General features: G+C 67.5%; 25 protein-coding genes. 14 read left to right on the top strand and 11 right to left on the bottom strand.

The features are described 5' to 3' along the window. Window positions 1-6 precede the first annotated feature (6 nt). From AC07O3_RS21990 to AC07O3_RS22025, 8 genes are all read right to left on the bottom strand, one after another. Window positions 7-888, bottom strand: coding sequence for a cytochrome c oxidase subunit 3 (locus AC07O3_RS21990; protein WP_093057630.1), 882 nt, complete (start codon window positions 886-888; stop codon window positions 7-9). A gap of 73 nt (window positions 889-961) precedes the next feature. Continuing rightward, entirely contained in the window at window positions 962-1192 is a 231-nt protein-coding gene (locus AC07O3_RS21995) for a DUF2970 domain-containing protein (protein ID WP_093057629.1), read from the bottom strand. Beyond that, window positions 1189-1815, bottom strand: coding sequence for a cytochrome c oxidase assembly protein (locus tag AC07O3_RS22000; RefSeq protein ID WP_093057628.1), 627 nt, complete (start codon window positions 1813-1815; stop codon window positions 1189-1191). The genes AC07O3_RS21995 and AC07O3_RS22000 overlap by 4 nt, the downstream gene beginning before the upstream one ends. A gap of 33 nt (window positions 1816-1848) precedes the next feature. Beyond that, the gene (locus AC07O3_RS22005; protein WP_019656111.1) at window positions 1849-1962 is read right to left on the bottom strand and encodes a cytochrome oxidase small assembly protein; all 114 of its coding nucleotides are present in this window, start codon (window positions 1960-1962) and stop codon (window positions 1849-1851) included. Window positions 1963-1989: 27 nt separating this feature from the next. Next, window positions 1990-3630, bottom strand: coding sequence for a cytochrome c oxidase subunit I (gene ctaD / locus AC07O3_RS22010; RefSeq protein WP_093057627.1), 1641 nt, complete (start codon window positions 3628-3630; stop codon window positions 1990-1992). Window positions 3631-3676: 46 nt separating this feature from the next. Further along, window positions 3677-4855 (bottom strand): cytochrome c oxidase subunit II, encoded by a 1179-nt coding sequence (gene coxB, locus AC07O3_RS22015; RefSeq protein WP_093079525.1) that lies wholly within the window; start codon window positions 4853-4855, stop codon window positions 3677-3679. Window positions 4856-4916: 61 nt separating this feature from the next. Then, complete coding sequence (locus tag AC07O3_RS22020) at window positions 4917-5393, bottom strand: DUF2244 domain-containing protein (protein WP_093057649.1); 477 nt, start codon at window positions 5391-5393, stop codon at window positions 4917-4919. A gap of 236 nt (window positions 5394-5629) precedes the next feature. After that, a complete protein-coding gene (locus tag AC07O3_RS22025) occupies window positions 5630-6544 on the bottom strand; it encodes a class I SAM-dependent methyltransferase (protein WP_495340341.1) in 915 nt (304 codons plus the stop codon). 23 nt (window positions 6545-6567) lie between these two features. Here AC07O3_RS22025 and AC07O3_RS22030 point away from each other — a divergent pair, with 23 nt between their 5' ends. The 3 genes from AC07O3_RS22030 to AC07O3_RS22040 all read left to right on the top strand — a co-directional run bounded on the left by AC07O3_RS22030 (window position 6568) and on the right by AC07O3_RS22040 (window position 8226). Continuing rightward, a complete protein-coding gene (locus AC07O3_RS22030) occupies window positions 6568-7311 on the top strand; it encodes a phosphoribosyltransferase family protein (protein ID WP_495340342.1) in 744 nt (247 codons plus the stop codon). A 31-nt stretch (window positions 7312-7342) separates the two neighbouring features. Then, the gene (gene trmL, locus AC07O3_RS22035) at window positions 7343-7804 is read left to right on the top strand and encodes a tRNA (uridine(34)/cytosine(34)/5-carboxymethylaminomethyluridine(34)-2'-O)-methyltransferase TrmL (RefSeq protein ID WP_307617069.1); all 462 of its coding nucleotides are present in this window, start codon (window positions 7343-7345) and stop codon (window positions 7802-7804) included. A gap of 125 nt (window positions 7805-7929) precedes the next feature. Next, on the top strand, window positions 7930-8226 hold the full coding sequence (locus AC07O3_RS22040) for a DUF4148 domain-containing protein (RefSeq protein WP_093057623.1): 297 nt from the start codon (window positions 7930-7932) through the stop codon (window positions 8224-8226). 27 nt (window positions 8227-8253) lie between these two features. On the opposite strand, the gene AC07O3_RS22045 is transcribed toward AC07O3_RS22040, so the two are convergent. Together AC07O3_RS22045 and AC07O3_RS22050 are read right to left on the bottom strand one after the other, a co-directional pair. Continuing rightward, the gene (locus AC07O3_RS22045; RefSeq protein ID WP_093057622.1) at window positions 8254-8724 is read right to left on the bottom strand and encodes a MaoC family dehydratase; all 471 of its coding nucleotides are present in this window, start codon (window positions 8722-8724) and stop codon (window positions 8254-8256) included. Window positions 8725-8802: 78 nt separating this feature from the next. Further along, window positions 8803-9423: a ParA family protein gene (locus tag AC07O3_RS22050; protein ID WP_093177544.1), complete on the bottom strand. Its 621-nt coding sequence runs from the start codon at window positions 9421-9423 to the stop codon at window positions 8803-8805. A 92-nt stretch (window positions 9424-9515) separates the two neighbouring features. On the opposite strand from AC07O3_RS22050, the gene kefF reads away from it, so the two are divergent. Both kefF and kefC read left to right on the top strand, forming a co-directional pair. After that, on the top strand, window positions 9516-10265 hold the full coding sequence (kefF, locus tag AC07O3_RS22055; RefSeq protein WP_307617067.1) for a glutathione-regulated potassium-efflux system oxidoreductase KefF: 750 nt from the start codon (window positions 9516-9518) through the stop codon (window positions 10263-10265). A gap of 2 nt (window positions 10266-10267) precedes the next feature. Beyond that, window positions 10268-12133 carry a glutathione-regulated potassium-efflux system protein KefC gene (gene kefC / locus AC07O3_RS22060; protein WP_093057619.1) on the top strand — a complete coding sequence of 622 codons (1866 nt, stop codon included), beginning with the start codon at window positions 10268-10270 and terminating at the stop codon, window positions 12131-12133. A gap of 8 nt (window positions 12134-12141) precedes the next feature. Here kefC and AC07O3_RS22065 read toward each other — a convergent pair whose 3' ends face one another. Continuing rightward, complete coding sequence (locus AC07O3_RS22065) at window positions 12142-13008, bottom strand: amidohydrolase family protein (protein ID WP_093079537.1); 867 nt, start codon at window positions 13006-13008, stop codon at window positions 12142-12144. Between the two features lie 104 nt (window positions 13009-13112). Here AC07O3_RS22065 and AC07O3_RS22070 point away from each other — a divergent pair, with 104 nt between their 5' ends. The 9 genes from AC07O3_RS22070 (at window position 13113) to AC07O3_RS22110 (ending at window position 25067) form a co-directional block, all read left to right on the top strand. Continuing rightward, window positions 13113-13886, top strand: a complete 774-nt coding sequence (locus AC07O3_RS22070) for a crotonase/enoyl-CoA hydratase family protein (RefSeq protein ID WP_093057617.1) — start codon at window positions 13113-13115, stop codon at window positions 13884-13886. Further along, entirely contained in the window at window positions 13883-15736 is a 1854-nt protein-coding gene (locus AC07O3_RS22075; RefSeq protein ID WP_495340343.1) for a feruloyl-CoA synthase, read from the top strand. Before AC07O3_RS22070 ends, AC07O3_RS22075 begins: the two co-directional genes overlap by 4 nt. 21 nt (window positions 15737-15757) lie before the next feature. Then, a complete protein-coding gene (locus AC07O3_RS22080; RefSeq protein ID WP_093057615.1) occupies window positions 15758-16522 on the top strand; it encodes an SDR family NAD(P)-dependent oxidoreductase in 765 nt (254 codons plus the stop codon). 55 nt (window positions 16523-16577) lie between these two features. Next, window positions 16578-17723: an ABC transporter substrate-binding protein gene (locus tag AC07O3_RS22085; RefSeq protein ID WP_495340344.1), complete on the top strand. Its 1146-nt coding sequence runs from the start codon at window positions 16578-16580 to the stop codon at window positions 17721-17723. A gap of 22 nt (window positions 17724-17745) precedes the next feature. Beyond that, the gene (locus AC07O3_RS22090) at window positions 17746-18786 is read left to right on the top strand and encodes a branched-chain amino acid ABC transporter permease (RefSeq protein ID WP_093079547.1); all 1041 of its coding nucleotides are present in this window, start codon (window positions 17746-17748) and stop codon (window positions 18784-18786) included. 162 nt (window positions 18787-18948) lie between these two features. Next, on the top strand, window positions 18949-20760 hold the full coding sequence (locus AC07O3_RS22095) for a branched-chain amino acid ABC transporter ATP-binding protein/permease (RefSeq protein WP_495340345.1): 1812 nt from the start codon (window positions 18949-18951) through the stop codon (window positions 20758-20760). A gap of 1 nt (window position 20761) precedes the next feature. Continuing rightward, window positions 20762-21496 (top strand): ABC transporter ATP-binding protein, encoded by a 735-nt coding sequence (locus AC07O3_RS22100; protein WP_093057611.1) that lies wholly within the window; start codon window positions 20762-20764, stop codon window positions 21494-21496. 46 nt (window positions 21497-21542) lie between these two features. Beyond that, window positions 21543-23288, top strand: coding sequence for a tannase/feruloyl esterase family alpha/beta hydrolase (locus AC07O3_RS22105; RefSeq protein ID WP_495340346.1), 1746 nt, complete (start codon window positions 21543-21545; stop codon window positions 23286-23288). A gap of 21 nt (window positions 23289-23309) precedes the next feature. After that, on the top strand, window positions 23310-25067 hold the full coding sequence (locus tag AC07O3_RS22110) for an acyl-CoA dehydrogenase family protein (RefSeq protein ID WP_495340347.1): 1758 nt from the start codon (window positions 23310-23312) through the stop codon (window positions 25065-25067). The last annotated feature ends 3 nt before the right edge of the window (window positions 25068-25070 follow it).

Genomic DNA, 25070 nt, shown 5'->3' on the forward strand with positions numbered 1-25070 from the left:
CTTCGCTCAAAGCCAATAGACCAGCATGTAGAGGCCGAGCCAGACCACGTCCACGAAGTGCCAGTACCAGGCCGCGCCTTCGAAGCCGAAGTGGCGCTCCGGCGTGAAGTGGCCCTTGCGCAGGCGCAGCGTGATGAACAGCAGCATCAGCATGCCGATGAACACGTGCAGGCCGTGGAAGCCCGTCAACATGAAGAAAGTCGAACCGTAGGTGCCCGAGCTGAGCTTGAGGTTCAGTTCGGTGTACAGGTGGTGGTACTCGTAGCCCTGCACGCCCAGGAAGATCATGCCGAGCAGCACGGTGAGCCACATGAAGCGGATCGTTTGGGCACGGTGGCCGGCACGCAGCGCATGGTGGGCAATGGTGAGCGTCACGCCCGAGCTCAGGAGCAGCGCGGTGTTGATCGTGGGCAGCCAGAACGGGCCGACGGTCTGGAAGGGCTCGACGATGCCGGCCGGCGAAGCGGTCGCGCCTGCGGCGACGCTGGGCCACACAGCCTTGAAGTCGGGCCAGAGGATCGCATTGTCCAGGCTGCCGAGCGCGGGCAGCGAATGGGTGCGGGCCCACCACAGCGCGGTGAAGAACGCGCCGAAGAACATCACTTCCGAGAAGATGAACCAGCTCATGCTCCAGCGGAACGAGAGGTCGACCTTGTGACCGTACTGGCCGCTCTCGCTTTCGCCGATGGCGGTGCGGAACCACACGAACAGCGTGCCGAGCCAGATCACCATGCCCGCCAGCAGGGACCACGCGCCCCACTCGTGGCCATTGATCCATTGCGCGGCGCCCAGGATCACGAAGAACAGGCCGATCGCGGCCGAGACCGGATAGGCCGACGGTCCGGGCACGAAGTAGTAGGGCGTGGTGCCGTGGGTGGTTGAACTCATATCAGCTCCTGGCTTTCTTTCTTCTCTCGATTCAATGGATTCTGCTTGCTGTCGCGGAATGCTTTTTCGTCAGTCAGGCTGCGGCCGATGCGACCACATGGCGCACCAGCAGCACCAGCGCGACCACGAAGACGATCACGGCCACGAACGCCACCGCGATGATGTGCAGCGGGTTCAGCTTGCCCAGGTCTTCCTGGTAGGCGCTGTTCTTGCGAACACCGAAGAACGACCAGCCCACCGCCTTCACTGTGTCCCACAGCGAAGCCTTCGGCCGGGGCCTTGGCTGGTTCTGCGGATCGGTCACGAGCGCGGCTCATTGGCAGTGTTCGAAACGGCCGCCACAGGCGCCGCGGGTGTCTTGCCGCCCACTTCGAAGAAGGTGTACGACAGCGTGATGGTCTTCACGTCTTTCGAAATCTTGGGGTCGATCACGAACGCGACCGGCCACTGCTTCTTCTCGCCCGGATCGAGTGTGTACTGGTTGAAGCAGAAGCACTCGAGCTTGTTGAAGTACGGCGCAGCCTGCTGCGGCGCGTAGCTCGGAATGGCCTGCGCAGCCATGCGGCGGTTCTGCACGTTCTGGAACTCGTACATCACCGTGTTGAGCTGGCCCGGGTGCACCTGGATGGTCCGCTCCGCGGGCTTGAAGTCCCAGAGGCCGCCGCGCACGTTGGAGTCGAACTCGACCGTGATGGTGCGAGTCATGTCGACCTGCGTGTTGTCGGGCACGCGCACGTTCTTGCCGCCACTGGCGCCGCCCGGCACCTCGAGCTCGGAGAGCGCGAGGATGTTGATGCCGGTCATCTCGCAGATGGCGCGGTACATCGGCACCAGCGCATAGCCGAACGCGAACATGCCGCAGGCCACGACAGCCAGCTTGCCGACCATGCGGACATTGGCGCGGCGGATGCGTGGACCGAGGCTCATGCGTGTGCTCCCGTTCGTTGCGTGGGTGGCGGTTCAGCGGCCGCTGAACCAGACCATGCGAACGATGAAGCCGATGAAGAACACCACCGCGATGGAAGCCAGCGTGAGCCCCATGCGACGGTTGTTCCTTTTTTGTTCGGGTGTCATCGTGCTTTCGATTCAGTCACTGGGTGATCAGCCGATCACCTTGGTGGCAGTCGCGTCGAGCTTGGGCGGGTTCTCGAAGGTGTGGAACGGTGCCGGCGAAGGCACTTCCCATTCGAGGCCCTCGGCGCCTTCCCACGGCTTTTGCGTGGCCTTCTCGCCCTTTCCGCGCATGGTGGGCAGCACGATGAAGAGGAAGAAGTACACCTGAGCGAAGCCGAAGAAGAACGCACCGACCGACGCCACGGCGTTGAAATCGGCGAACTGCATCGGGTAGTCGGCATAGCGTCGCGGCATGCCGGCCAGGCCCAGGAAGTGCATCGGGAAGAAGGTCACGTTGAACGAGATCAGCGACCACCAGAAGTGCACCTTGCCGCGCGTTTCGTTGTACATCACGCCGGTCCACTTGGGCACCCAGTAGTAGAAGCCCGAGAACATGGCGAACAGCGAACCGGCCACCAGCACGTAATGGAAGTGGGCCACCACGTAGTAGGTGTCCTGCAGCTGCGTGTCGATGGGCGCAACGGCCAGGATCAGGCCGGTGAAGCCGCCCATCGTGAACACGAAGATGAAGCCGACCGCGAACAGCATGGGCGTCTCGAAGGTCATCGAGCCCTGCCACATGGTCGCGATCCAGTTGAAGATCTTCACGGCCGTGGGCACCGCGATCAGCATGGTCGCGTACATGAAGAACAGCTGGCCGGTGAGCGGCATGCCGGTCGTGAACATGTGGTGCGCCCACACGATGAACGACAGGATGGCAATCGACGAGGTGGCGTACACCATCGAGGCATAGCCGAACAGGCGCTTGCGGGCAAAGGCCGGCACCACCTGGCTGATGATGCCGAAGGCCGGCAAGATCATGATGTAGACCTCGGGGTGGCCGAAGAACCAGAAGATGTGCTGGTACATCACCGGGTCGCCGCCGCCTGCGGGGTTGAAGAAGCTGGTGCCGAAGTGGCGGTCGGTCAGCGTCATCGTGATGGCGCCGGCGAGCACGGGCATCACGGCGATCAGCAGGTAGGCGGTGATGAGCCAGGTCCAGCAGAACATCGGCATCTTCATCAGCGTCATGCCGGGGGCGCGCATGTTGAGGATGGTGACGATGATGTTGATCGAACCCATGATCGACGAGGCGCCCATGATGTGCATCGCGAAGATGCCGGCGTCCATCGAGGGGCCCATCTGCAGCGTGAGCGGCGCGTACAGCGTCCAGCCGGCAGCGGGTGCGCCGCCGGGCATGAAGAACGAGCCCACCAGCATCAGCGCCGCCGGGATCAGCAGCCAGAAACTGAAGTTGTTCATGCGCGCGAACGCCATGTCGGAGGCGCCCACCTGCAGCGGAATCATCCAGTTCGCGAAGCCCACGAAGGCCGGCATGATGGCGCCGAACACCATGATCAGGCCGTGCATGGTGGTGAACTGGTTGAACAGCTCGGGGTTCACCAGCTGCAGGCCGGGCTGGAACAGCTCGGCGCGGATCAGCAGCGCGAGCACACCGCCCACCATCAGCATCGTGAAGCTGAACAGCAGGTAGAGCGTGCCGATGTCCTTGTGGTTGGTCGCGAACACCCAGCGGCGCCAGCCGGTGGGCGCGTGGTGATCGTGATGCTCGTCGTGTGCGTGGTCGCCGGGGACTGCGTGACCGTGGGGGTCGAGGACTGCACTCATTTCGTTGTTCCTTGCAATTTCTTCGTCGCGGGGCGCTGCTGCCGCATCACTTGGCGCGCAGGGCCAGCACTTCGGCCGGCTGCACCAGCTGGCCCGTCTTGTTCGACCAGCTGTTCTTGGTGTACGTGGCCACTGCCGCGAGATCGGTATCGCTCAGCTGCTTCCAGGAGGGCATCGCGCCGTTGTTCTGGCCGGTGAGCAGCACCGTCAGCTGGATCTTGTGATCGGCGTCGGTCACCTTCGGGGAGCCGTCGAGCGGCTTGATCGGGCCAGCGCCCTTGCCGTTGGCCTGGTGGCAGGCGGCGCAGTTGGCGGCGTAGACCTTCTCGCCGCGCACCAGCATGTCGGGCAGCGCCCAGACCTTGGTCGGGTCGTCGAGCTTGGCGGCGGCTTCCTTGCGCTTGGCTGCCACCCAGGTCGTGTAGTCGGCGGACGAGACCACCTTCACGTGGATCGGCATGTAGGCGTGTTCCTTGCCGCACAGTTCCTGGCACTGGCCGTAGTAGTCGCCCACGGTCTCGGCGCGGAACCAGGTGTCGCGCACGAAGCCGGGGATCGCGTCCTGCTTGAGGCCCAGCTGCGGCACGGCGAAGGCGTGGATCACGTCGTTCGCGGTGGTGATGATGCGGATCTTCTTGTTGACCGGCACCACCAGCGGGTTGTCGACCTTGAGCAGGTAGTCGTCGGGCATCGCGCCCTTGGCGCCTGCGTCGGACATGGCGCGCTGCGAGCTGTCGAGCGTGGAGATGAAGGCCAGGCCCTCGCCTTCGCCGTTCAGGTAGTCGTAGCCCCACTTCCACTGGTAGCCGGTGGTCTTGATCGTGAGGTCGGCGTTGGTGGTGTCCTTCTGGGCCACCAGCACCTTGGTGGCGGGCAGCGCCATCACGATCACGATGAGGAAGGGCACGATGGTCCAGATGACCTCGACCACCACCGATTCATGGAAGTTGGCCGCCTTGTGGCCGACCGACTTGCGGTGCTTCCAGATCGAATAGAACATGACCGCGAACACGGCGACGAAGATGACCGTGCACAGGATCATCATGATCGTGTGGAGCAGATGCTGCTCCTGCGCGATCTTGGTCACGCCGACCGGAAGATTCAACTGGCGCACCGAGGGGCCGCCGGGCAGATCGTTGACTGCGTGCGCCGCGCTGCTGAAAGCCGCGCCGGCCGCCAGCAACAGATTCGCCGGCCTGTACTTATTGCGCCAAATGCTCTTCATCGTGTTCACGTTTCTTCAATTTTTTCGACAAACCCAACCGTGCAGCACTGCGCGAGCCCCCTCAGGCGCCACGCAACGCCATGCGAATCTCGCGGGCCAACGCCGCACGCAACTCCGGGCGTACATAGCGCCCCACCCTGACCGATCGACCCTGCCCCGAGACCTCGATCAGCGAGCGATCGCCGGTCTGGGGTTCGATCCGCACCTGGTGCGGAAGAAATTCCGTGCGTTCGTAGTGCCCGCCGTTCTCGAGCTCCACGACGAGCCGCCCTTCCTGCAGCGCGATCTTTTCGCCGTCGGTCGCATGCCGTGCATAGACCATGAACGCAAATCCGACAGCGGCCAGTTCGAGCCAGGCGAAAGGCAGTACCAGCGGCGCACCGTGCAGCCAGAACAGGGTGCCGATGCCGAGCGATACCACGCACAGCGAGGCGTAGAGCCAGCCCAGCTGGCTCGGCGTCACCGAGCAATTCCGCTTCAGGAACCAGTGGATGCTCTGGCCTGAAACGGTGGCAAATCGAAACACGGAATTCGACACGGGCGAGTTCAGCAAATCGGTGCGTCGACGGTCGCCAAACCCCTCGTACAAACAGGATTCGACACCCCTCGATCGCGGGACAATACCCGCGAGTTTCACGCAACGGCGGATTGTAGCGGGTAGATATCTGCGCCCGAGTGCCCTGTGGGACGCCTACGGGTCACTACTAGTAGGCAAAAAACGGCTCGTGCGCCAGGCGTTTTTGCCGCACGATCAACAGATGATCGAACGGGCGATCAAGCGCCTGGACGACCCCGTTGCAGCATCGAGCGCATCTCGCGCAGCGACACCGCGCTTTCGGCCGACAACGACACGCGCGGCGCCGGCTTGAACGCGTGGCCGTAGATAACTTCGAAGGTCAGCGCGATGCGCCCGCCGCCTTCTTCGGCCGGCGCGAGTTCGGGCAGCGCCTTCTTCAGTGACTGGTGCCAGGCCTTGCCGCGCAGCGCCGCAAAGCGCGACGGGTGCAGGTTGCGGCCCAGCGTGCGCAGCTCGGCCAGCGCCGCTTCGGGCGTGGCCCAGGTCAGCACGATGCGCTCCATGTCCATCACGGGTTCGGCGAAGCCGGCGTGCACCAGCATGTCGCCCCAGTCGTGCATGTCGGTGAACTCATGACCCGCGGCCGGCCAGCCGAGGCGGGCATGCAGCGCGCGCAGCTCGCGCACCGTATCGGGCCCGAGGCAGGAGAACATGAGAAAGCCGTCTGTCGCCACCAGCTTGTGCCAGTGCGAAATGAGCGCTTCAGGGTCGGCCGCCATGTGCAGCGACATGTTGGCCCAAAGCAGGTCGACACCGTCTTCGGGCGGTACGTCGAAGCGCGCCTTGCCGGCTTGCCAGCGGCGCGCGCTCCACCACGGCGCGCTCAGCGCCTGGCCGGTTGCGGCGGCCAGCGCGGGCTCCGGTTCGATCACGAAAGAAGCGGCGTCCTTGTAGCGGCGGGCGACGAGCTCGTGCGTCTCGAGGCCGCTGCGCAGCGGCGCCCAGTCAGCCCAGGTGCGGGGCTGGGCCTTGATCCATTGCAGCCGGTCTTCCATGCGGCGGCCGATTTCCTCGTGCAGCCAGGGGGAGCCGTCGGCAGGCGCAAGCCGGCGCCAGCGGGCCGCCGCCGTGGCATCGATGGTCGGCGGTCGTCGTGAGGGGTCGGTGGCCATGGGGCCGTGAGTATATTGAGGCAATGCTCAGCCATCGGGCCCTGTGGCCTTTCCTGCCTTTCAGGCCTCTCGGGGCCTTCACTTCGCTGCTTGCACGGCTGCCCAGCCAGTGCGCGGTTTGCCGCGCCTGGCCTTCGCGCCCGGTGTGCGATGCCTGCGTGGCCCGCTTCGCACCGCCCACCACGCGATGCGGCAGCTGCGCCCTGCCCGTGCCCGAGGGCGTGAGCCGCTGCGGCGATTGCGTGAAGCACCCGCCGCCGCTGGACGCCTGCCTCGCGGCCTGCACCTACGCGTGGCCGTGGCCGGACGCCATCGCAGCCTTCAAGTTCCGTGGCGAGGCCGGCTGGGCCGGGCCGTTCGCCACGCTGCTGCGCAGCGCGCCCTGGGTAGAGCCGGCTCTGGAGGCCTGCGACGTCGTGCTGCCGATGCCGCTGGCACCCGGCCGGCTGCGCGAACGCGGCTTCAACCAGGCGCACGAACTGGCACGGCGGCTGGCACCTTCCAAGACTGACGCCACCCTGCTCCTGCGCACCCGCGAGACGCCCGCCCAGAGCGGCCTTTCGCGCGCCGACCGATTACGCAACCTGCGCGGCGCCTTCGCGGTGGAGCCGCTGCGCGCCGAAAAGCTGCGCGGCCGGCGCCTCGTGCTGGTCGACGACGTGATGACCAGCGGCGCCTCGCTGTTCACGGCCGCCGAGGTGCTGCGGCTGGCTGGCGCGGCCCACATCACCGCCGTCGTGCTGGCCCGGACCGATCCGCCGCGCTGAGCCTTCGATGCGGCGCGCCGACAATGGGCGCATGTTCCATATCGTCCTGGTCCACCCCGAAATCCCGCCGAACACCGGCAACGTGATCCGGCTCGCAGCCAACACCGGCTGCACGCTGCACCTGGTCGAGCCGCTGGGCTTTTCGATGGACGACCGCCTGCTGCGCCGCGCCGGGCTCGACTATCACGAGTACGCCGAGGTCAAGCGCCATGCCGACTGGCAGGCCCTGCTCGCCGCCGAGCGGCCTGCCGCCGATCGCATGTTCGCCCTCACCACGCGCGGCACGCGGGCCGTGCACGACGTGCGCTTCCAGCCCGGCGACTGGCTGGTGTTCGGCTCGGAGACCAGCGGCCTGCCGCCCGCCGTGCGCGACAGCTTCGCCGAGCCGCAGCGCTTGCGGCTGCCGATGCGCGAAGGACAGCGCAGCCTGAACCTCTCGAATGCAGTGGCCGTGACGGTGTTCGAGGCCTGGCGGCAGAACGGCTTCGGCTGAAGCGGTCGCCCCTTCGAACATCAGGGGCACATCCGATCGGCAAGACGCGCCGTATGGAAGACATGCCGGCCGCGAAGCGACCCGGCATCTGGTCCATCCACCGCCTTGCCCCAAGGAGTCTTGCCATGAATGCCATCAAGTCGATTGCCTTTTCCGCCTTCGCCACGCTCGCCCTCGCCAGCAGCGCCCAGGCCTTCCAGGGTGAACAGAACCCGCTGCCGCCCGCGCCTTTCCAGTCGACGCTGTCGCGCGCGCAAGTGCAGGCCGAAGCGCGCCAGCCGCTGCAGATCAGCAACGGCGGCACCGGCGTGCAGCAGGCCAGGAGCGGCAACGTCGACCGCAACGCGGTGCGCGCCAACGCGCGGAGCATCACCCGCCAGGGCGCCGCGGCCTACGGCGAAGTGACCGACCGCCGGATGTAAAAAGAAAGAGGGAAGGCTGCCGCTTTCTCAGCGGTAGCGGCGCACCACCGACTCGGCCACGCAGGCCGGCTTGGCCGCGCCTTCGAGTTCGATGGTGGTTTCCCAGGTCATCTGGAAGCCATCGTTGGCAATCGCCTCTGAGGTCAGCAGCTTCATGCGAGCCCGCAGGCGCTTGCCCACCGGCACCGGCGACATGAAGCGCACCTTGTTCAAGCCGTAGTTCACGCCCATGCGCGACTCGACCACGTCGAGTGCCGTTTCGTAGAAGCGCGGCAGCAGCGACAGCGTCAGGAAACCGTGGGCAATCGGCCCGCCGAAGGGGCCGGCCTTGGCTCGCTCGATGTCGACATGGATCCACTGGTGGTCACCCGTCGCCTCGGCGAACTGGTTGACCTGCTCCTGCGTGATGGTGATCCAGTCGCTCACGGCGACTTCCTGGCCGACGCAGGCAGCGAGATCCTGAAGGGTCTGGAATGTCTTTTTTGTCATGCGAGGCATTCTGGCGTCTGGGGCCCCCGCACGGCTGTCGGGCGGGCGACAACCGGGCTCAGGGAAAACCGGGAGCAGGCTGGCGGCTCAGGCGTCGAGCCATTCGCAGATCGGCTGCCACTGCTCCAGGTCGCGCTGCACACGGCCGGGAGCGATGTCGAACAGCGTGAGCCCGCGCGCCGCGAGCTGCACGTAGTTTTGCGTGTCGCGCAGCTCGCCGATCACCGGCACGCCGAGCCCGGCGATGAACTCGTGGAGCCGGTCGGCCGCCAGCGTGCGGGCGTTCACGCGCATGCCGACGAGGCCGATCTTCGTTTTCTCGGCGCGGCGGTTCTCCTGCAGCCGGTCGAGGAAATCGCGTGTCGCGTAGATGTCGAAGATGCTCGGCTGCAGCGGCACGATCACGCGGTCGGCCAGTGCCAGCACCTCCTTGAAGCGCCAGCCGTGCAGGCCGGCCGGCGTGTCGAGCACCGCGTGCGTGGTGCCGCGCGGCGGCCGCACCACCGTGCTCTCGCCCGTAGCCTCCCAAGTGGCGATGGGCCGGGCCAGCGGCGGGCGCAGGCCCAGCCAGAGCCGCGAAGACTGCTGGCGATCCACGTCGCCCAGCATCACGGCATGACCACGGCTTGCGAAATAGCCCGCAACATTCGTCGCGATCGTCGACTTGCCGACCCCACCCTTGGGATTGGCGACCAGAACCACCGGCATAAAGCTCTCCTCCAGAACTGGGACAGCTGGAATGGTAGTCGCTGGCGCGTTTTTGCCCGACGCATCGGCCCCGACTGAGATATGTTCGCGGGATGACGACAACAACATCCATGGGAAATCCCGCCGACAGCTCCGGCGGCAATTCCAGCGGCATCTACGTGCTGGCGGCGCACCCGCACTGGCGCGACTCCCGAGTCAACCGCCGCATGCTCGCCGCCGCGCGCGCCGTGCCCGGCGTCGACGTGAACGACCTCTACGGCAGCTACCCCGACTTCGCCATCGACGTCGAGGCCGAGCAGGCCCGGCTCGCCCAGGCCAGCCTCGTGGTGCTGGTGCACCCGATCCAGTGGTACTCGATGCCCGCGCTGCAGAAGCTCTGGGTCGACGACGTGCTCAGCTACGGCTGGGCCTATGGTCCCGGCGGCACGGCCCTGCAGGGCAAGGACCTCTGGCTGGTCGCCACCACGGGCAGCCCCGAAGCGAGCTACCACCCGCAGAACTACCACCGCTATTTCTTCGACGCCTTCCTGCCGCCCTACGAGCAGACCGCCGCGCTGTGCGGCATGCGCTTTCTGCCGCCGCTGATCTTCTACGGCGCGCGCAGCGCCAGCGAGGCGGATGTGAAGTCGCACGTCGAAACCTTCGCCCAGCGCCTGGGCAGCTACCCCGACTGGCCCGAGATCGAGGAGATCGACGCCTGCGTGGCCTGCCCCGTGCCCGAGAGCGACCGGCCGGCCGAGGTCGATGAGCTCGACAAGGCGGCGGCCAGCGCCTTCCATGCCGCCGTGACCCACGGCCTTGCGAACGCCTCCGCAGACAACCACGGCAAGAAGGCGGCCTGAGCATGGAACACGCACCCGCCTGGCTGACCAGCAGCCTTATCTATCTTGGCGCCGCCGTGCTGGTGGTGCCGCTTTCGAAGGCCCTGGGCCTCGGCTCGATCATCGGCTACCTCGTGGCCGGCATAGCCATCGGCCCCTGGGGACTGGGGCTCGTGTCCAGCGTCGAGGACGTGCTGCATTTCGCCGAGTTCGGCGTGGTGCTGATGCTGTTTCTCGTGGGCCTCGAACTCGAACCCAAGCGCCTGTGGAGCCTGCGCCGTCCCATCTTCGGCTGGGGCGCAGCGCAGGTGCTGAGCTGCGCCGTGGTGCTGTTCGCCGTGGGCTGGGCCGTGGGCGCCGAATGGCGCGTGGCACTGGTGGCCGCGCTGGGCCTGGCGCTGTCGTCCACCGCCATCGCGCTGCAGGTGTTCGGCGAACGCAACCTGCTGAAGACGCCCAGCGGGCAGGCCGGCTTCTCGATCCTGCTGTTCCAGGACGTGGCGGCCATCCCCATCCTCGCGCTGCTGCCGCTGCTTGCCGGCGCCACCGCGGCCGAGCAGTCGATCACCGGGCTGGAGCGGGCGCTGGAAGCCGCGAAGATCCTCGGCGTGATCGGCGGCATCATCCTCGGCGGCCGGCTGCTGCTGCGCCCTATCCTGCGCTGGATCGCGCGCAGCGACACGCCCGAGATCTTCACCGCCGCCGCCCTCTTGCTGGTGGTGGCCATCGCGGCGCTGATGCAGTTGGTGGGCCTGTCGATGGCGCTCGGCGCCTTTCTCGCCGGCGTGCTGCTGGCAGAAAGCGAATACCGGCGCGAGCTCGAAACCGACATCGAGCCCTTCAAGGGCCTGCTGCTGGGCCTGTTCTTCATTGCCGTGGGCATGTCGATCAACTTCGGCGTGCTGATCGCGAGCCCGTGGGTCATGGCGATGCTGGTGGTCGGCTTCATGGTCATCAAGCTGGTGGTGATCTATTCGCTCGCCAAGGCGATGGGCATCGCCTACCAGGAGCGGCCCGTGTTCACGCTGCTGCTCGCGCAGGGCGGCGAGTTCGCATTCGTGGTGTTCCAGGCCGCGGGGCCCGATGTGCTGCCGCCCGAGATCACATCGCTGCTGATCGGCGCAGTGGCGCTGTCGATGCTGCTGTCGCCGCTGCTGCTGGTGCTGCTCGACAAGTTCGTGCTGCCGCGCTACAGCCGCAACCAGGGCCCGCAGCTCGAAGAAATTTCGGAGCAGCAGGACGCCAAGGTGCTGATCTGCGGCTTCGGCCGCTACGGCCAGATCGTCGGGCGCATGCTGATGTCGCAGGGCCTGCGCGTGACGGTGCTCGACCACGACGCCGACACCGTCGAAGGCCTGCGCCAGTTCGGCTTTCGCGTGTTCTACGGCGACGCCACCCGGCTCGACCTGCTGCGCACCGCAGGCGCCGGCACGGCCAAGGCCATCGTGGTGGCGGTGGACGACATCGAGCAGTCGCTGGAAATCGTCGATCTCGTGAAGGAGAACTTTCCGCAGGCCCGCATCATCGCGCGGGCGCGCAACGTGACGCACCTGTTCCAGCTGCGCGACCGCGGCGTGACGGAGGTCGAGCGCGAGGTGTTCGAATCGTCGCTGCGCAGCGCCCGTGCGACGCTCGAAGCGCTGGGCTGGCCGGCGCACGAGGCGCGCGAATCGACCATGCGCTTTCGCCGCCGGAACATCAAGCTCAGCGACGAGATCTATCCTCACTACAAGGACCGCGCCAAGCTGATCGCCGCCAACAAGGCGGGCCGGCAGCAGTTCGAGGAGCAGATGGCGCGCGAGCGCGAGGAGCGGCAGCGCCGCTCGGGGCGCGACTGGGACCGGCTGGACGGCGAGGAAACCGCGCCGAAGGAAGAAGCGGACGCGTAGCGGGCCGGTCAGGCCGCCAGCTTCAGCAGCCTGACCGCATTGCCCTTCAGGATGCCCGGCATCACCTCGGGCTTGAACCCCGCCGCCTCGAAGTCACGCATCCAGCGGTCGGGCGTGATCAGCGGGTAGTCGCTGCCGAACAGGATGCGGTCCTTCAGCAGCGTGTTGGCGTACTGCACCAGCTGCTTCGGAAAGTACTTGGGGCTCCAGCCCGACAGGTCGATCCACACGTTGGGCTTGTGCGTGGCCACGCTCAGCGCCTCGTCCTGCCAGGGAAAGCTGGGGTGCGCCATCACGATCTGCATGTCGGGGAAGTCGATGGCCACGTCGTCCAGGTGCATCGGGTTGCTGTATTCGAGCCGCAGCCCGCCGCCGCAGCGCATGCCCGAGCCGATGCCGCTGTGGCCGGTGTGGAAGATGGCCGGCAGGCCGTACTCGGCAATCACTTCGTAGATGGGCCATGCCATCTTGTCGTAGGGGTGGTAGCCCTGCACCGTCGGGTGAAACTTGAAGCCCTTCACGCCGTGCTCTTCGATGAGCCGGCGCGCCTCGCGTGCGCCCATCTTTCCCTTGTGCGGATCGACGCTGCCGAAGGCGATCATGATGTCGCTGTTCTTCTGCGCGGCCTCGGCGATCTCCTCGTTCGGGATGCGGCGGCGGCCCATGTTCGATTCGGCGTCGACCATGAACATCACCAGGCCGATCTTTCTTTCACGGTAGTACGCCACGCTCTCCGCAATGGTGGGCCGGCCGCTGGAGCCGAAGTACTTGTCGGCGGCGCGGTCGTATTCCTCGCCGTAGTTGTCGAAAGGGTTCCAGCAGCTCACCTCGGCGTGGGTGTGGATGTCGATCGCGATCAGGTTCTGGTGGTCCATGTGTTTGTCTCCAGTACGGGTAAGTCCCTAGCATTGGGCAGGTCCAAATGCCTTGAATTGATTATTTCTCATAACCATAATCCAACGCAACCCCGAACACCATCATGACCAATCCAGACCTTCACATCGAGCTCCGCGACGAAGTCGCCATCGTTCGCCTGACGCGCGGCACCAAGCGCAACGCGTTGTCCGACGGCCTGATCCTCGCGCTACGCGACACCTTCGAGAAATTGCCTTCCACGGTGCGCGCCGCGGTGATCGACGGCGAAGGCCCGCATTTCTGCGCCGGCCTCGACCTGAGCGAGCTGAAAGAGCGCGACGCCGGCCAGGGCCTGCAGCACTCGCGCATGTGGCACGCGGCGCTCGATCTCATCCAGCATGGCCCGGTGCCGGTAGTAGCGGCGCTGCACGGCGCGGTGGTCGGCGGCGGGCTCGAACTGGCCAGCGCCTGCCACATCCGCGTGGCCGATCGCAGCACCTTCTACGCATTGCCCGAAGGCTCGCGCGGCATCTTCGTGGGCGGCGGCGGCTCGGTGCGCATTCCCAAGCTGATCGGCGTGGCTCGCATGACCGACATGATGATGACCGGCCGCGTCTACAACGCCGAGGACGGCGAGCGCGCCAACTTCGCGCAGTACCTGGTCGACGAAGGCACGGCCTTCGACAAGGCCTTCGAACTCGCCAAGCGCATCGCCACCAACGCGCCGCTGACCAACTACGCGCTGATGCACGCACTGCCGCGCATTGCAGAACAGTCGGCCGACCACGGCTTCTTCACCGAAGCGCTGATGGCCGGCATCGCACAGGCCGCCCCCGAAGCCAAGGAACGCGTGCGCGACTTCCTCGAAGGCCGGGGCGCGAAGGTGAGCAAGACATGACCGCCATCCGATACCGCCCCCTGGCCTTCGGCGTGACGCGCGCCGTGCTGCGCGACGGCGCACCGGGCACGCAGTACCTGACCGCCGAGACGCAGCTCGAAACCTACCGCGAGCGCATGACCGACCGCCTCGCGCACTGGGCCGAGACCACACCCGATCGCACCTTCATCGCCCGCCGCGAACGGCTGGCCGACGGCAGCACCGGCGACTGGATCCGCGTGAGCTACGCGGAGGCGCTGCAGAAGGCCCGCGGTATCGGACAAGCCCTGTTGAACCGCGGCCTGAATGCCGAGCGCCCTGTGGCCATCCTCAGCGAGAACGGCATCGATCACGCGCTGCTCGCACTCGGTTGCCTCTACGCCGGCGTGCCCTACTGCCCCGTGTCGCCGCCCTACTCGCTCGTGAGCCAGGGCTTCGAGAAGCTGCGCCACGTGTTCGACACGCTGACGCCGGGCCTCGTGTTCGCCACCGATGCCGCGCGCTACGGCCGCGCCATCGCAGCCGTCGTTCCCGCCGAAACCGAAGTCGTCATTGCAGAAGGCCAGCTCGAAGGCCGCGCCACCACCTCGCTCGACGCACTGGCCTCGACCCCCGCCACGCCGGCCATCGACGCGGCCATGCAGTCGACCGGCCCCGACACCATCACCAAGTTCCTCTTCACCTCGGGATCCACCAAGATGCCCAAGGCGGTGATCAACACGCACCGCATGTGGTGCGCCAACCAGCAGCAACTGCGCCAGTCGATTCCAGCGCTGGGTGAAGAGCCGCCGGTGCTGGTCGACTGGCTACCCTGGAACCACACCTTCGGCGGCAACCACAACGTGGGCATCGTGCTGGACAACGGCGGCACGCTCTACGTCGACGACGGCAAGCCCACGCCCGGCGGCATGGCCGAGACGCTGCGCAACCTGCGCGAGATCGCGCCCACCATCTACTTCAACGTGCCCACCGGCTTCGAGGCCATCGCGCACGCCATGGAAACCGACGCGGTGCTGCGCCGCAACCTGCTGTCGCGCGTGAAGATGTTCTTCTACTCGGGCGCCGCGCTGTCGCAGCCCGTGTGGGACAGCCTGCACAAGACGCAGGAGTCGGAAGTCGGCGAGCGCATCGTCATGGGCACCGGCCTCGGCATGACCGAATCGGGCCCCTTCGCGCTCTACGTGACCGGCCCCGACGTGAAGTCGGGCGACGTGGGCCTGCCGGCACCCGGCATCGAGCTCAAGCTGATCGACGTCGACGGCAAGACCGAGGTGCGCTACCGCGGCCCCAACATCACGCCCGGCTACTGGCGCGCGCCCGATGCCACGGCCGAGGCCTTCGACGACGAAGGCTTCTTCTCCACCGGCGACGCCGTGAAGTGGATAGACGACGGCAACATCCACCGCGGCCTGCGCTTCGACGGCCGCATCGCCGAAGACTTCAAGCTCGCCACCGGAACCTTCGTGAGCGTGGGCCCGATGCGCGCAAAGATCATCGCGGCCGGCGCGCCATACGTGCAGGACGCGGTGCTGACCGGCATCAACCTGAAGGAAGTCGGCGCGCTGATCTTCCCTACGCAGAAGGTGCGACAGCTCGCCGGCCTGGCCCCCGACGCCACCATGCAGCAGGTGCTCGAGAGCGCACCGGTGCAGGCGCACTTCCAGCAGGTCGCCGACACGCTGGCCGCGAGCGCCACCGGCAGTGCCAACCGCATCGCACGGCTGCACCTGATGGCCGAGCCGCCGTCCATCGACAAAGGCGAAGTGACCGACAAGGGCTCCATCAACCAGCGCTCCGTGCTCAAGCACCGCGCCGCGCTGGCCGATGCAATGCACGACGGCACCCTGCCCTTCACCGTCAAGCCCCGCTAACCCCATCCAGGAGACACAAGAATGAAGATCGAAGGACAAGCCGCCCTCGTCACCGGCGGCGCATCGGGCCTCGGCGAAGCCACCGCGCGCGAACTCGCACGCCTGGGCGCCAAGGTCGCCGTGCTCGACCGCAATGCCGCGCTGGCAGAGAAAGTCGCAGCGGAGATCGGCGGCGTCGCCTGCGTCTGCGACATCACCGACACCGACAGCGTGAATGCCGCACTCGACAAGGCCGAGGCCGCGCACGGCACCGCGCGCATCCTGATGAACGTGGCCGGCATCGGCAGCGCCAAGCGCATCGTCGGCAAGGACGGCAACCCCGCGCCGCTCGAAGACTTCGTGCGCGTGGTCAACATCAACCTGATCGGCGGCTACAACATGGCGCGCCTTTTCGCCGCGCGCTGCGCCAAGCTCGATGCGCTCGACAACGGCGAAAAGGGCGTGATGCTCTTCACCGCCTCGGTCGCCGCCTTCGACGGCCAGGTGGGCCAGCAGGCCTACAGCGCCTCCAAAGGCGGCCTGGTCGGCATGACGCTGCCGATGGCGCGCGACCTTGCGCAGCACGCCATTCGCGTGTGCACCGTGGCACCGGGCCTGTTCGCCACGCCGTTGCTGCTGGAACTACCCGAGGCGGTGCAACATTCACTGGCCGCATCCATTCCCTTCCCCCCGCGCCTGGGCAAGCCCTCGGAATTCGCCGAGCTGGCCTGCCACATCGTCACCAACGGCCACCTCAATGGCGAGGTGATCCGCCTCGACGGCGCACTGCGCATGGCGCCGCGCTGAGCCGCACCTTTTCGCGTTCCCAAGTTCTCGCCTCACAACGTATCAGGAGACATCGATGACCTTCAAGAAGACCACCCTCGCCGCCGTGCTGGCGCTCATGGCCACCGGCATGATCGGCATGGCCCATGCCGACATCACCATCGGCGTGGTGCAGCCGCTCACGGGCCCCGCCTCGGGCCTGGGTATTCCGGTGAAGAACGGCATCATGATCTGGCCCAAGACCATCGCGGGCGAAACGCTGAAGGTCGTCGTGCTCGACGATGCCACCGACCCGACCACCGGCGTGAAAGACGCGCAGCGCCTCGTCACCGAAGACAAGGCCGACGTCATCGTCGGCTCCAGCGCCACGCCGGTCGCCATCCCGATGGCCGACGTGACGGCCGAAGCGGGCACGCCGCAGATCTCCACCGCGCCCGCCGGCCTGCCGCCGGGCAAGGACAAGTGGTTCTTCCGCCTGCCGCAGTCGAATGACGTGATGGCTTTCGCAGTGGTCGCGCACATGAAGAAGCAGAACGTGAAGACGGTCGGCTTCCTCGGCTACACCGACGCCTACGGCGAGCTGTGGCTGAAGGCGCTGACCGCCGAGGCCGCCAAGAACGGTATCAAGATCGTCGCCACCGAGCGCTTCGCGCGCGCCGACACCAGCGTGACCGGCCAGGTGCTGAAGCTCACGTCAGCCAACCCGGATGCGATCCTGATCGTGGCCTCGGGCAGCGGCGCCGGCATGCCGCAAAAAGCAGTGATGGAGCGCGGCTACAAAGGCAAGGTCTACCAGACGCACGCCGCCGCCACGCAAGACCTGATGCGCACCGCCGGCAAGGACGCCGAGGGCACCTTCGTGGTGTCGGGCCCCGCCACCGTGGCGGAGCAACTGCCCGACAGCCACCCGTCGAAGGCCGCCGCGGTCGCCTTCGTGCAGGGCTACGAAAAGGTCTACGGCCCCGGCTCGCGCAACCAGTTCGCCGGCCATTCGGCCGACGCGCTCACTGTGCTCGAGAAGGCCGTGCCGGTCGCGCTCAAGAAGGCCAAGCCCGGCACGCCGGAGTTCCGCGCCGCGCTGCGCGACGCGCTCGAAAGCATGGGCCGTACGGTGCTCGCGCACGGCGTGCTCAACTGGACGGCGCAGGACCACTGGGGCTACACGACCGAGACCGGCGTGATGCTCAAGGTGGTGAACGGCGCCTTCAAGGTCGAACAGTAATCCTTCGCCACGACCGCACGCCATGGATCTTTCAATCGCCAGCATCCTGACGCTGGACGGACTCACCAATGGCGCGATCTATGCCCTGCTGGGCATGGGCATCGTGCTCGTCTTCACGGTGACCCGCGTCATCTTCATCCCACAGGGCGAATTCGTGGCGTACGGCGCGCTGACGCTGGCGATCTTCCAGACCGGCAAGACGCCGGGCACGGTGTGGCTGCTGCTCATATTGGCCGGCGTTGCCGCGCTGATGGACCTGGCCACCACCTGGCGCCACAGCGGCAGCGCGGCGAGCGGGCTGAAGGCGGCGCTGCGCACATTCGCCCTCCCCGCCATCATTTGCGCGGTGTCGGCCTGGGCCGGCCCGCGCAACCTGCCGATCGGCGTGCAGGCCCTGCTCACGGTGTTCATCGTCACGGCCTTCGGGCCCCTGGTGTATCGCGTGGCGTATCAGTCGCTGGCTGGCGCGAGTTCGCTGGTGCTGCTGATCGTCTCGGTGGGCGTGCACTTTGCGATGACCGGGCTGGGCCTGCTGTTCTTCGGCGCGGAGGGCTTTCGCAATCCGCCGTTCTGGGACGAGCGCATGGCGCTCGGGCCGCTCAACGTGAGCGGGCAGGCGCTGATCATCTTCGGCGTGTCGGCCGCGCTGATCGTGCTGCTGTGGCTGTTCTTCGAGCGCAGCCTGTACGGCAAGGCGCTGCGGGCCACGGCGGTGAACCGGCTGGGCGCTCGGCTGATGGGCATCTCGACGCAGGCGGCCGGGCAGCTCACCTTCGCGATGGCGGCGCTGATCGGCGCCCTCTCGGGGCTGCTGATCGGGCCGACCACCACGGTGTTCTACGACTCGGGTTTTCTCATCGGCCTGAAGGGCTTCGTGGCTGGTGTGATCGGCGGTCTCGCCAGCTATCCAGGGGCGTTGCTTGGCGCACTGGCTGTGGGCGTCATCGAGGCCTTCGGCTCGTTCTGGGCCAGCTCGTTCAAGGAAGTGATCGTGTTCACCATCATCCTGCCGGTATTGCTGTGGCGCTCGCTGACCAGCGGCCATTCGGACGAGGAGCATTGAAATGAAACTCCCCCAGGCTTCGCGCACTTCGTGTCGCTTCTCCTTCCCCCTCACCGGGGGCAACACCAGCGGCCCGGCAGAGCCGGTTCCGCGGTGTTCCGCGCCTTGGCCGCGCCGGTCTCATGGGCCGTGGGTCGCGCACAGCGCAATGGACAACTGAAAATGGAAGCGCTCCTGAACCCATCTTCGGCCCGCGTGCCCGACAAGAGCGCGCTGCGCACCTGGGGCCCGCTCGCGCTGATCCTGGTGCTGATCGCGCTGCCGCTGTTGCCGCTGCCCGACTTCTGGATCATCCAGCTCAACTACATCGGCATCTACACGCTGCCCGTGCTCGGCCTGGTGCTGCTCACCGGCGTGGGCGGCCTCACCTCCTTCGGGCAGGCGGCCTTCGTGGGCATCGGTGCGTACACCACCGCCTACCTCACGGTGAACACCGGCCTCTCGCCGTGGGTCACGCTCTTCATCGGGCTTGCGCTCACTGGCCTCAGCGCTGCGATCATCGGCGCCATCACGCTGCGCATGTCGGGCCACTACCTGCCGCTGGCCACCATCGCTTGGGCGCTGTCGCTGTACTACCTCATGGGCAACCTCGACGCCCTCGGCAAGTACGACGGCATCCTGGGCGTGAAGGGCCTCACCGTGTTCGGCTTCGAGGTCGGGCAGCAGCGCATGTTCTATGCGGTGGTGTGGATCTTCGCGCTGCTTGCCGCGTTCGCGGTGATTCGCCTGCTCGACTCGCGCAGCGGCCGCGCCATCCGCTCGCTGGCGGGCGGCTCGCAGATGGCCGAGGCCATGGGCGTGAACACGCTGCGCTTCAAGATCGGCATCTTCGTGCTGGCGGCCATGCTCGCGTCGATCTCGGGCTGGCTGTTCGCTCACTTCCAGCGCACGGTGAACCCCTCGCCCTTCGGGCTGAAGATGGGCATCGAGTACCTGTTCATGGCGGTGCTCGGCGGCGCGGCCCATGTGTGGGGCGCCATCGCTGGCTCGGGCGTGGTCAAGCTGCTCGAAGACCAGCTGCAGGTGCTGCTGCCCAAGCTGATCGGCACGGCCGGCAGCTACGAGCTGATCGTGTTCGGCATCATGATCGTGCTGGTGCTCAAGTACCTGCCCGAAGGGCTCTGGGCATTCATCGACCGGCGGCTGCCGCGTCCTCGCCGCAGCGTCGACTGGCAAGGCGCGAAGGACCTGCCCGCGCGCGCCAAGCCGGCAGCCGGCGAAGTCGTGCTCGACGTGCAGGCCATCCGCAAGACCTTCGGCGGGCTGGTGGCCGTGAACGACATCAGCTTCCAGACGCGCGCCGGCCAGATCGTCGGCCTGATCGGGCCGAACGGCGCGGGCAAGTCGACCACCTTCAACCTGGTGACCGGCGTGCTCGGCCTCTCGGGCGGTGCCGTGCGCTTCCGCGGCGAGGCCATCGGCGGGCTCGGCGCACGGCAGATCGCGCAGCGCGGCGTGTCGCGCACCTTCCAGCACGTGAAGATGGTGGCGGACATGACGGTGCTGGAGAACGTGGCGCTGGGCGCGCACCTGCGCGGGCGCAAGGGCGCCATTGCAGCCATGCTGCGCATCGACCGCGCCGAAGAGCGCGCGCTGTTCCGCGAGGCCGAGCGCCAACTGCAGCGCGTGGGCATGGGCGCCTTGCTGCACGAACTCGCGGGCAACCTCGCGATGGGCCAGCAGCGCCTGCTTGAGATTGCACGCGCACTGTGCGCCGACCCGGCCCTGCTGCTGCTCGACGAGCCCGCGGCCGGCCTGCGCCACAAGGAAAAGGAAGCGCTGGGCAAGGTGCTGCGGCAACTGCGCGGCGAAGGCATGAGCATCCTGCTGGTCGAGCACGACATGGGACTGGTGATGGACATCTGCGACCACATCGTGGTGATGGAATTCGGCACGCACCTGATGGAGGGCACGCCCGCCGAGGTGCAGAACAGCGACAAGGTGCGCGCCGCGTACCTGGGCACGGAGCATTGACATGACGACCCCCTTGCTCCGCATCCGCGACCTGCACGCCGGCTACGGCCGCGCCGAAGTGCTGCACGGCATCGACCTGCAGGCCGACCAGGGCAGCGTCGTCACCGTCATCGGCCCGAACGGGGCCGGCAAGTCCACCCTGCTCAATGCGCTGATGGGCGTGCTGCCCGCCAAGGGCGTCATCGAGTTCAAGGGCCAGCCGATCTCAGCGCTGTCGCTCGAGGAACGCGTGATGCTCGGCATTGCGCTGGTACCCGAGAAGCGCGAGCTATTCGGCACCATGCCGGTGGAAGACAACCTCGTGCTCGGCGCATTCCGCCAGGTGCGGCTGCGCAACAGGCAGTGGCGCGACCGCATCGACGAGGTCTACACGCTGTTCCCGCGCCTGAAAGAGCGCCGCGCCCAACTGGCCGGCACGCTGTCGGGCGGCGAGCGGCAGATGCTGGCAGTGGGCCGCGCGCTGATGTCGCGCCCCACGCTGCTGATGCTCGATGAGCCCAGCCTGGGCCTGGCGCCGCTGGTGGTGCAGGAGATCTTCCGCACGGTCGATGCGCTGCGCGCCACGGGCGTGACGATCCTGCTGGTGGAGCAGAACGCGCGCGCCGCGCTCGAAGTGGCGGACCACGGCTACGTGCTCGAGATGGGCAGCGTGAGCCTGGAAGGCAAGGCGCAAGAACTTGCGGTCGATTCGCGCGTGATCGACACCTACCTGGGCGCGGCAAGAAAAGCCGCCTGACGAGAAGAAAAGAACGCCGCGGCATGCGCGGCAAGGAGACAACTTGATGACCCGACAGAGCCACGTCCACCTCGGCCTGTGCGCAACCGCGCTCGGCGTTGCCGCGTTGCTCGCGGCCTGCGCGGGCCGGCCCGCGGCATCGAATGCAGCACCGCATGCGCCGCTGGCAGCCGCGCGGCCCGGCACGCTCCAGGCCTGCACCGACCTTGCCGCCCGCGCCGCGCTGCCGGGCACGGTCTACACCTCGGTCACTGACGTACCGGCCGGCACCGTCACGGTCGGCGGCGTGGCCATGAGCGCGCCCGCGCACTGCCTCGTGCAGGGCCACATGAACGAGCGCACGAGCCCCGTCGACAACCAGCGCTATGCCATCGGCTTCGAGATGCGGCTGCCCGTTGCGTGGAACGGCCGCTTCTTCTACCAGGCCAACGGCGGGCTCGACGGCGTCGTGGTGCCGGCGCTCGGCGGCATCGGCGGTGGCGGCCCGCGCAGCAGCGCGCTGCAGATGGGCTTTGCCGTCATCAGTTCCGACGCCGGCCACGCGGGTTCGATGGGCCCGCGCTTCGGGCTCGACCCGCAGGCGCGGCTCGACTACGGCTACAACGCCGTTTCGCAGCTCACGCCGATGGCCAAGAACCTGATCGCCAAGGCCTATGGCCGCGGACCCGACCGCTCCTACTTCGGTGGCTGCTCCAACGGCGGGCGGCATGCAATGGTGGCTGCAGTGCGCTCGGCCGACCAGTACGACGGCATCCTCGCGGGCGACCCCGGCTTCAACCTGCCGAAGGCGGCAGTCGCGCAGCTCTACGGCGCGCAGCAATACGCGGCGGTGGCCAGCGCGAAGACACCCGCCGGCCAGCCCGACCTGCAGAGCGCGTTCACGCCGGCCGAGCTGAAGCTGGTGGCCGACAAGGTGCTGCAGCGCTGCGACGCGCTCGACGGCCTGGCCGACGGCATCGTGTCGAACGTCAATGCCTGCAAGACGCGCTTCGACATCCAGACGGCGGTGCCCACCTGCGCGGCGGGTACGCGTGACGGCATGTGCCTCAGCGCGCCGCAGAAGAAGGCGCTCGCCGACGTGTTCAAGGGCGCGCGCAACAGCGCGGGCCAGCCGATCTACAGCAGCTTCCCGTTCGACGCGGGCGTGAGCGGCGCCAACTGGCGTGAGTGGAAGTTCGCGAGCCCGCCGACGCGCGACGCGGGTGCCGTGGGCTTCATCTTCAGCACGCCGCCACTGGCCGACCGGCCGCAGGGCCTTCCCTTTGCGCTGGGCTTCGACATGGACCGCGACGCACCGCGCATCGCGGCCACCGATGGCGTGTTCCGCGAATCGGCCCTGTCGTTCATGACGCCGCCCGACGCGGCCAACCTGGGCGCGTTGCGCAACCGCGGAGGCCGGATGATCGTCTACCACGGCACCAGCGACCCGGTGTTCTCGTCCGACGACACGCAGGCCTGGTACGACCGTGTGCAGGCCGCGAATGGCGGCGATGCCTCGTCGTTCGCACGCTACTTCCCGGTGCCCGGCATGAACCACTGCGCGGGCGGCCCGGCCACCGATCAGTTCGACATGCTGAGCGCGCTGGTCGACTGGGTCGAGCAGGGCAAGGCGCCCGCATCGGTTACCGCCTCGGCGCGCGGTGCGGGCACGCCGATGCCCAACGCCGAGGTGCCGGCCAACTGGTCGGCGCAACGCACGCGGCCGCTGTGCCCCTACCCGCAAGTCGCAACCTACACCGGCGGCGATACCGAACGCGCGAGCAGCTTCGCGTGCAAGCTCCCGACGCCTTGATACCGAGTTACCGAGCCCCCGATGGATTACCAGCCCCGCCCCGAAGACGTCAGCTTCCTGCTCAATGCCGTGCTCGACGCGCCCGCGCGCCTGGCGACGCTCGCGCCTTTTGCCGAAGTCGACGAGGCCCTGCAGTCGCAAGTGCTCGAAGAGGCAGGCCGCTTCGTCGGCGAGGTGGTGGCACCCATCAACCGTGGCGGCGACGAGATCGGCTGCCGCTTTGTCGACGGCGAAGTCGTCTCGCCGCCGGGCTTTCGCGAGGCGTACCAGGCCTTCGTCGACGGCGGCTGGCCTGCGCTGTCGGCCGCGACGGAAGACGGCGGCCAGGGCCTGCCCGCGGTGCTCGAAGCGGTGCTCTACGAATGGCTGGCCGCCGCCAACCATGGCCTCACGATGGCGCCCGGCCTGCTGCATGGCGCGTACGCCTGCCTCAAGCACCACGGCAGCGAGGAGCTGAAGCAGCGCTATCTGCAGAAGATCGCGACCGGCGAGTGGCTCGCCACCATGTGCCTCACCGAAGCCCATGCGGGCAGCGACCTGGGGCAGGTGCGCACGCGCGCCACACCGCAGGTGGGGCAGGCCGACGGCAGCCTGCGGGTGAACGGCGGCAAGATCTTCATTTCCGGCGGCGAACACGACCTGACGCCGAACATCGTGCACCTCGTGCTGTGTCGCCTGCCCGATGCGCCGGCCGGCCCCAAGGGCCTGTCGCTGGTGCTGGTACCCAAGCTGCTGCCCGACGGCACACGCAACGCGGTGCACTGCGAACGCATGGAAGAAAAGATGGGCCTGCACGGCAGCCCCACCTGCACGATGCGCTTCGACGACGCCACCGGCTGGCTGGTCGGCGAGCCCGGCCGCGGCCTGGCTGCGATGTTCGTGATGATGAATTCGGCGCGCCTGCACGTGGCGCTGCAAGGCATCGGCCTGCTCGATGCCGCCTGGCAGAAGGCCGACGCCTATGCCGCCGAGCGCCGCCAGATGCGAGCCCCCGGCCCCGTGCCCGCCAGCCGCGGCAGCGAGCCGGCCGACCTGATCGCCGAACACCCGGCCGTGCGCCGCATTCTCGATACGCAGCGCGCATGGATCGACGGTGCGCGCACCCTCGCCTACCGCAGTGCGCTGATGCTCGACGTCGCCGCGCACGACGCCGACCCGAAGGCACGCGAGCAAGCGCAGCGCTGGTGTTCGTTCGTCACGCCGGTGCTGAAGGCCGCGTGCACGCACCAGGCCTTTCACGGCGCGAGCGAATGCCTGCAGGTGTTCGGCGGCCACGGCTACGTGCGCGAGTGGGGCATCGAACAGATCGTGCGCGACGCGCGCGTGACCATGATCTACGAGGGCACCAACGAGATCCAGGCCATCGACCTGCTGGTGCGCAAAGTGTTGCCCGACGGCGGCGTGGGCATGTCGGCCGTGCTGCTCGAACTGCGCGACACGCTCGACGCCTCGCGCGAGGCCGATGCCGACGTGCAGCGCCGGCTGGCGCAGCTGCGCTACCTGGGCACCACCGTCGCGATGGCGGCGCATGCCAACCCGGTGCTGCCCTACGAGGTGGCCGACGACTACCTGCGCGTGACGATGCTCGCGATGATGGCGTGGGCCTGGGCGCGCATCGAGGCAGTGGCGCCTCAAGACGCTGACAAGGCCCGGGCGGCGGCCGCCTTTCGCCGCTGGGTGCTGCCCGAGTTCGAAATGCGGCTTGGCATCGTCAAGCGGGCCTGCGAGACGGTGGCCCTGAGCCACCATGCCGCGACGCCCCCGGGTGTCGCCAACTAGCCA

Source organism: Variovorax sp. GW821-FHT09D05 (genome assembly GCF_059416325.1).

Bases quoted from the DNA above. Each gene is read 5' to 3' on its own strand.
- trmL (WP_307617069.1), top strand. From the start codon at position 7,343: ATGTTCCATATCGTCCTGGTCCACCCCGAAATCCCGCCGAACACCGGC.
- AC07O3_RS22040 (WP_093057623.1), top strand. From the start codon at position 7,930: ATGAATGCCATCAAGTCGATTGCCTTTTCCGCCTTCGCCACGCTCGCC.
- AC07O3_RS22000 (WP_093057628.1), bottom strand. From the start codon at position 1,815: ATGAGCCTCGGTCCACGCATCCGCCGCGCCAATGTCCGCATGGTCGGC.
- ctaD (WP_093057627.1), bottom strand. From the start codon at position 3,630: ATGAGTGCAGTCCTCGACCCCCACGGTCACGCAGTCCCCGGCGACCAC.
- AC07O3_RS22050 (WP_093177544.1), bottom strand. From the start codon at position 9,423: ATGCCGGTGGTTCTGGTCGCCAATCCCAAGGGTGGGGTCGGCAAGTCG.
- AC07O3_RS22095 (WP_495340345.1), top strand. From the start codon at position 18,949: ATGGAAGCGCTCCTGAACCCATCTTCGGCCCGCGTGCCCGACAAGAGC.
- AC07O3_RS22070 (WP_093057617.1), top strand. From the start codon at position 13,113: ATGACCAATCCAGACCTTCACATCGAGCTCCGCGACGAAGTCGCCATC.
- coxB (WP_093079525.1), bottom strand. From the start codon at position 4,855: ATGAAGAGCATTTGGCGCAATAAGTACAGGCCGGCGAATCTGTTGCTG.
- AC07O3_RS22065 (WP_093079537.1), bottom strand. From the start codon at position 13,008: ATGGACCACCAGAACCTGATCGCGATCGACATCCACACCCACGCCGAG.
- kefF (WP_307617067.1), top strand. From the start codon at position 9,516: ATGACGACAACAACATCCATGGGAAATCCCGCCGACAGCTCCGGCGGC.
- AC07O3_RS22025 (WP_495340341.1), bottom strand. From the start codon at position 6,544: ATGGCCACCGACCCCTCACGACGACCGCCGACCATCGATGCCACGGCG.
- kefC (WP_093057619.1), top strand. From the start codon at position 10,268: ATGGAACACGCACCCGCCTGGCTGACCAGCAGCCTTATCTATCTTGGC.
- AC07O3_RS22080 (WP_093057615.1), top strand. From the start codon at position 15,758: ATGAAGATCGAAGGACAAGCCGCCCTCGTCACCGGCGGCGCATCGGGC.
- AC07O3_RS21990 (WP_093057630.1), bottom strand. From the start codon at position 888: ATGAGTTCAACCACCCACGGCACCACGCCCTACTACTTCGTGCCCGGA.
- AC07O3_RS22110 (WP_495340347.1), top strand. From the start codon at position 23,310: ATGGATTACCAGCCCCGCCCCGAAGACGTCAGCTTCCTGCTCAATGCC.
- AC07O3_RS22105 (WP_495340346.1), top strand. From the start codon at position 21,543: ATGACCCGACAGAGCCACGTCCACCTCGGCCTGTGCGCAACCGCGCTC.
- AC07O3_RS22085 (WP_495340344.1), top strand. From the start codon at position 16,578: ATGACCTTCAAGAAGACCACCCTCGCCGCCGTGCTGGCGCTCATGGCC.
- AC07O3_RS22090 (WP_093079547.1), top strand. From the start codon at position 17,746: ATGGATCTTTCAATCGCCAGCATCCTGACGCTGGACGGACTCACCAAT.
- AC07O3_RS22100 (WP_093057611.1), top strand. From the start codon at position 20,762: ATGACGACCCCCTTGCTCCGCATCCGCGACCTGCACGCCGGCTACGGC.
- AC07O3_RS22030 (WP_495340342.1), top strand. From the start codon at position 6,568: ATGCTCAGCCATCGGGCCCTGTGGCCTTTCCTGCCTTTCAGGCCTCTC.
- AC07O3_RS22075 (WP_495340343.1), top strand. From the start codon at position 13,883: ATGACCGCCATCCGATACCGCCCCCTGGCCTTCGGCGTGACGCGCGCC.
- AC07O3_RS22045 (WP_093057622.1), bottom strand. From the start codon at position 8,724: ATGCCTCGCATGACAAAAAAGACATTCCAGACCCTTCAGGATCTCGCT.
- AC07O3_RS22005 (WP_019656111.1), bottom strand. From the start codon at position 1,962: ATGACACCCGAACAAAAAAGGAACAACCGTCGCATGGGGCTCACGCTG.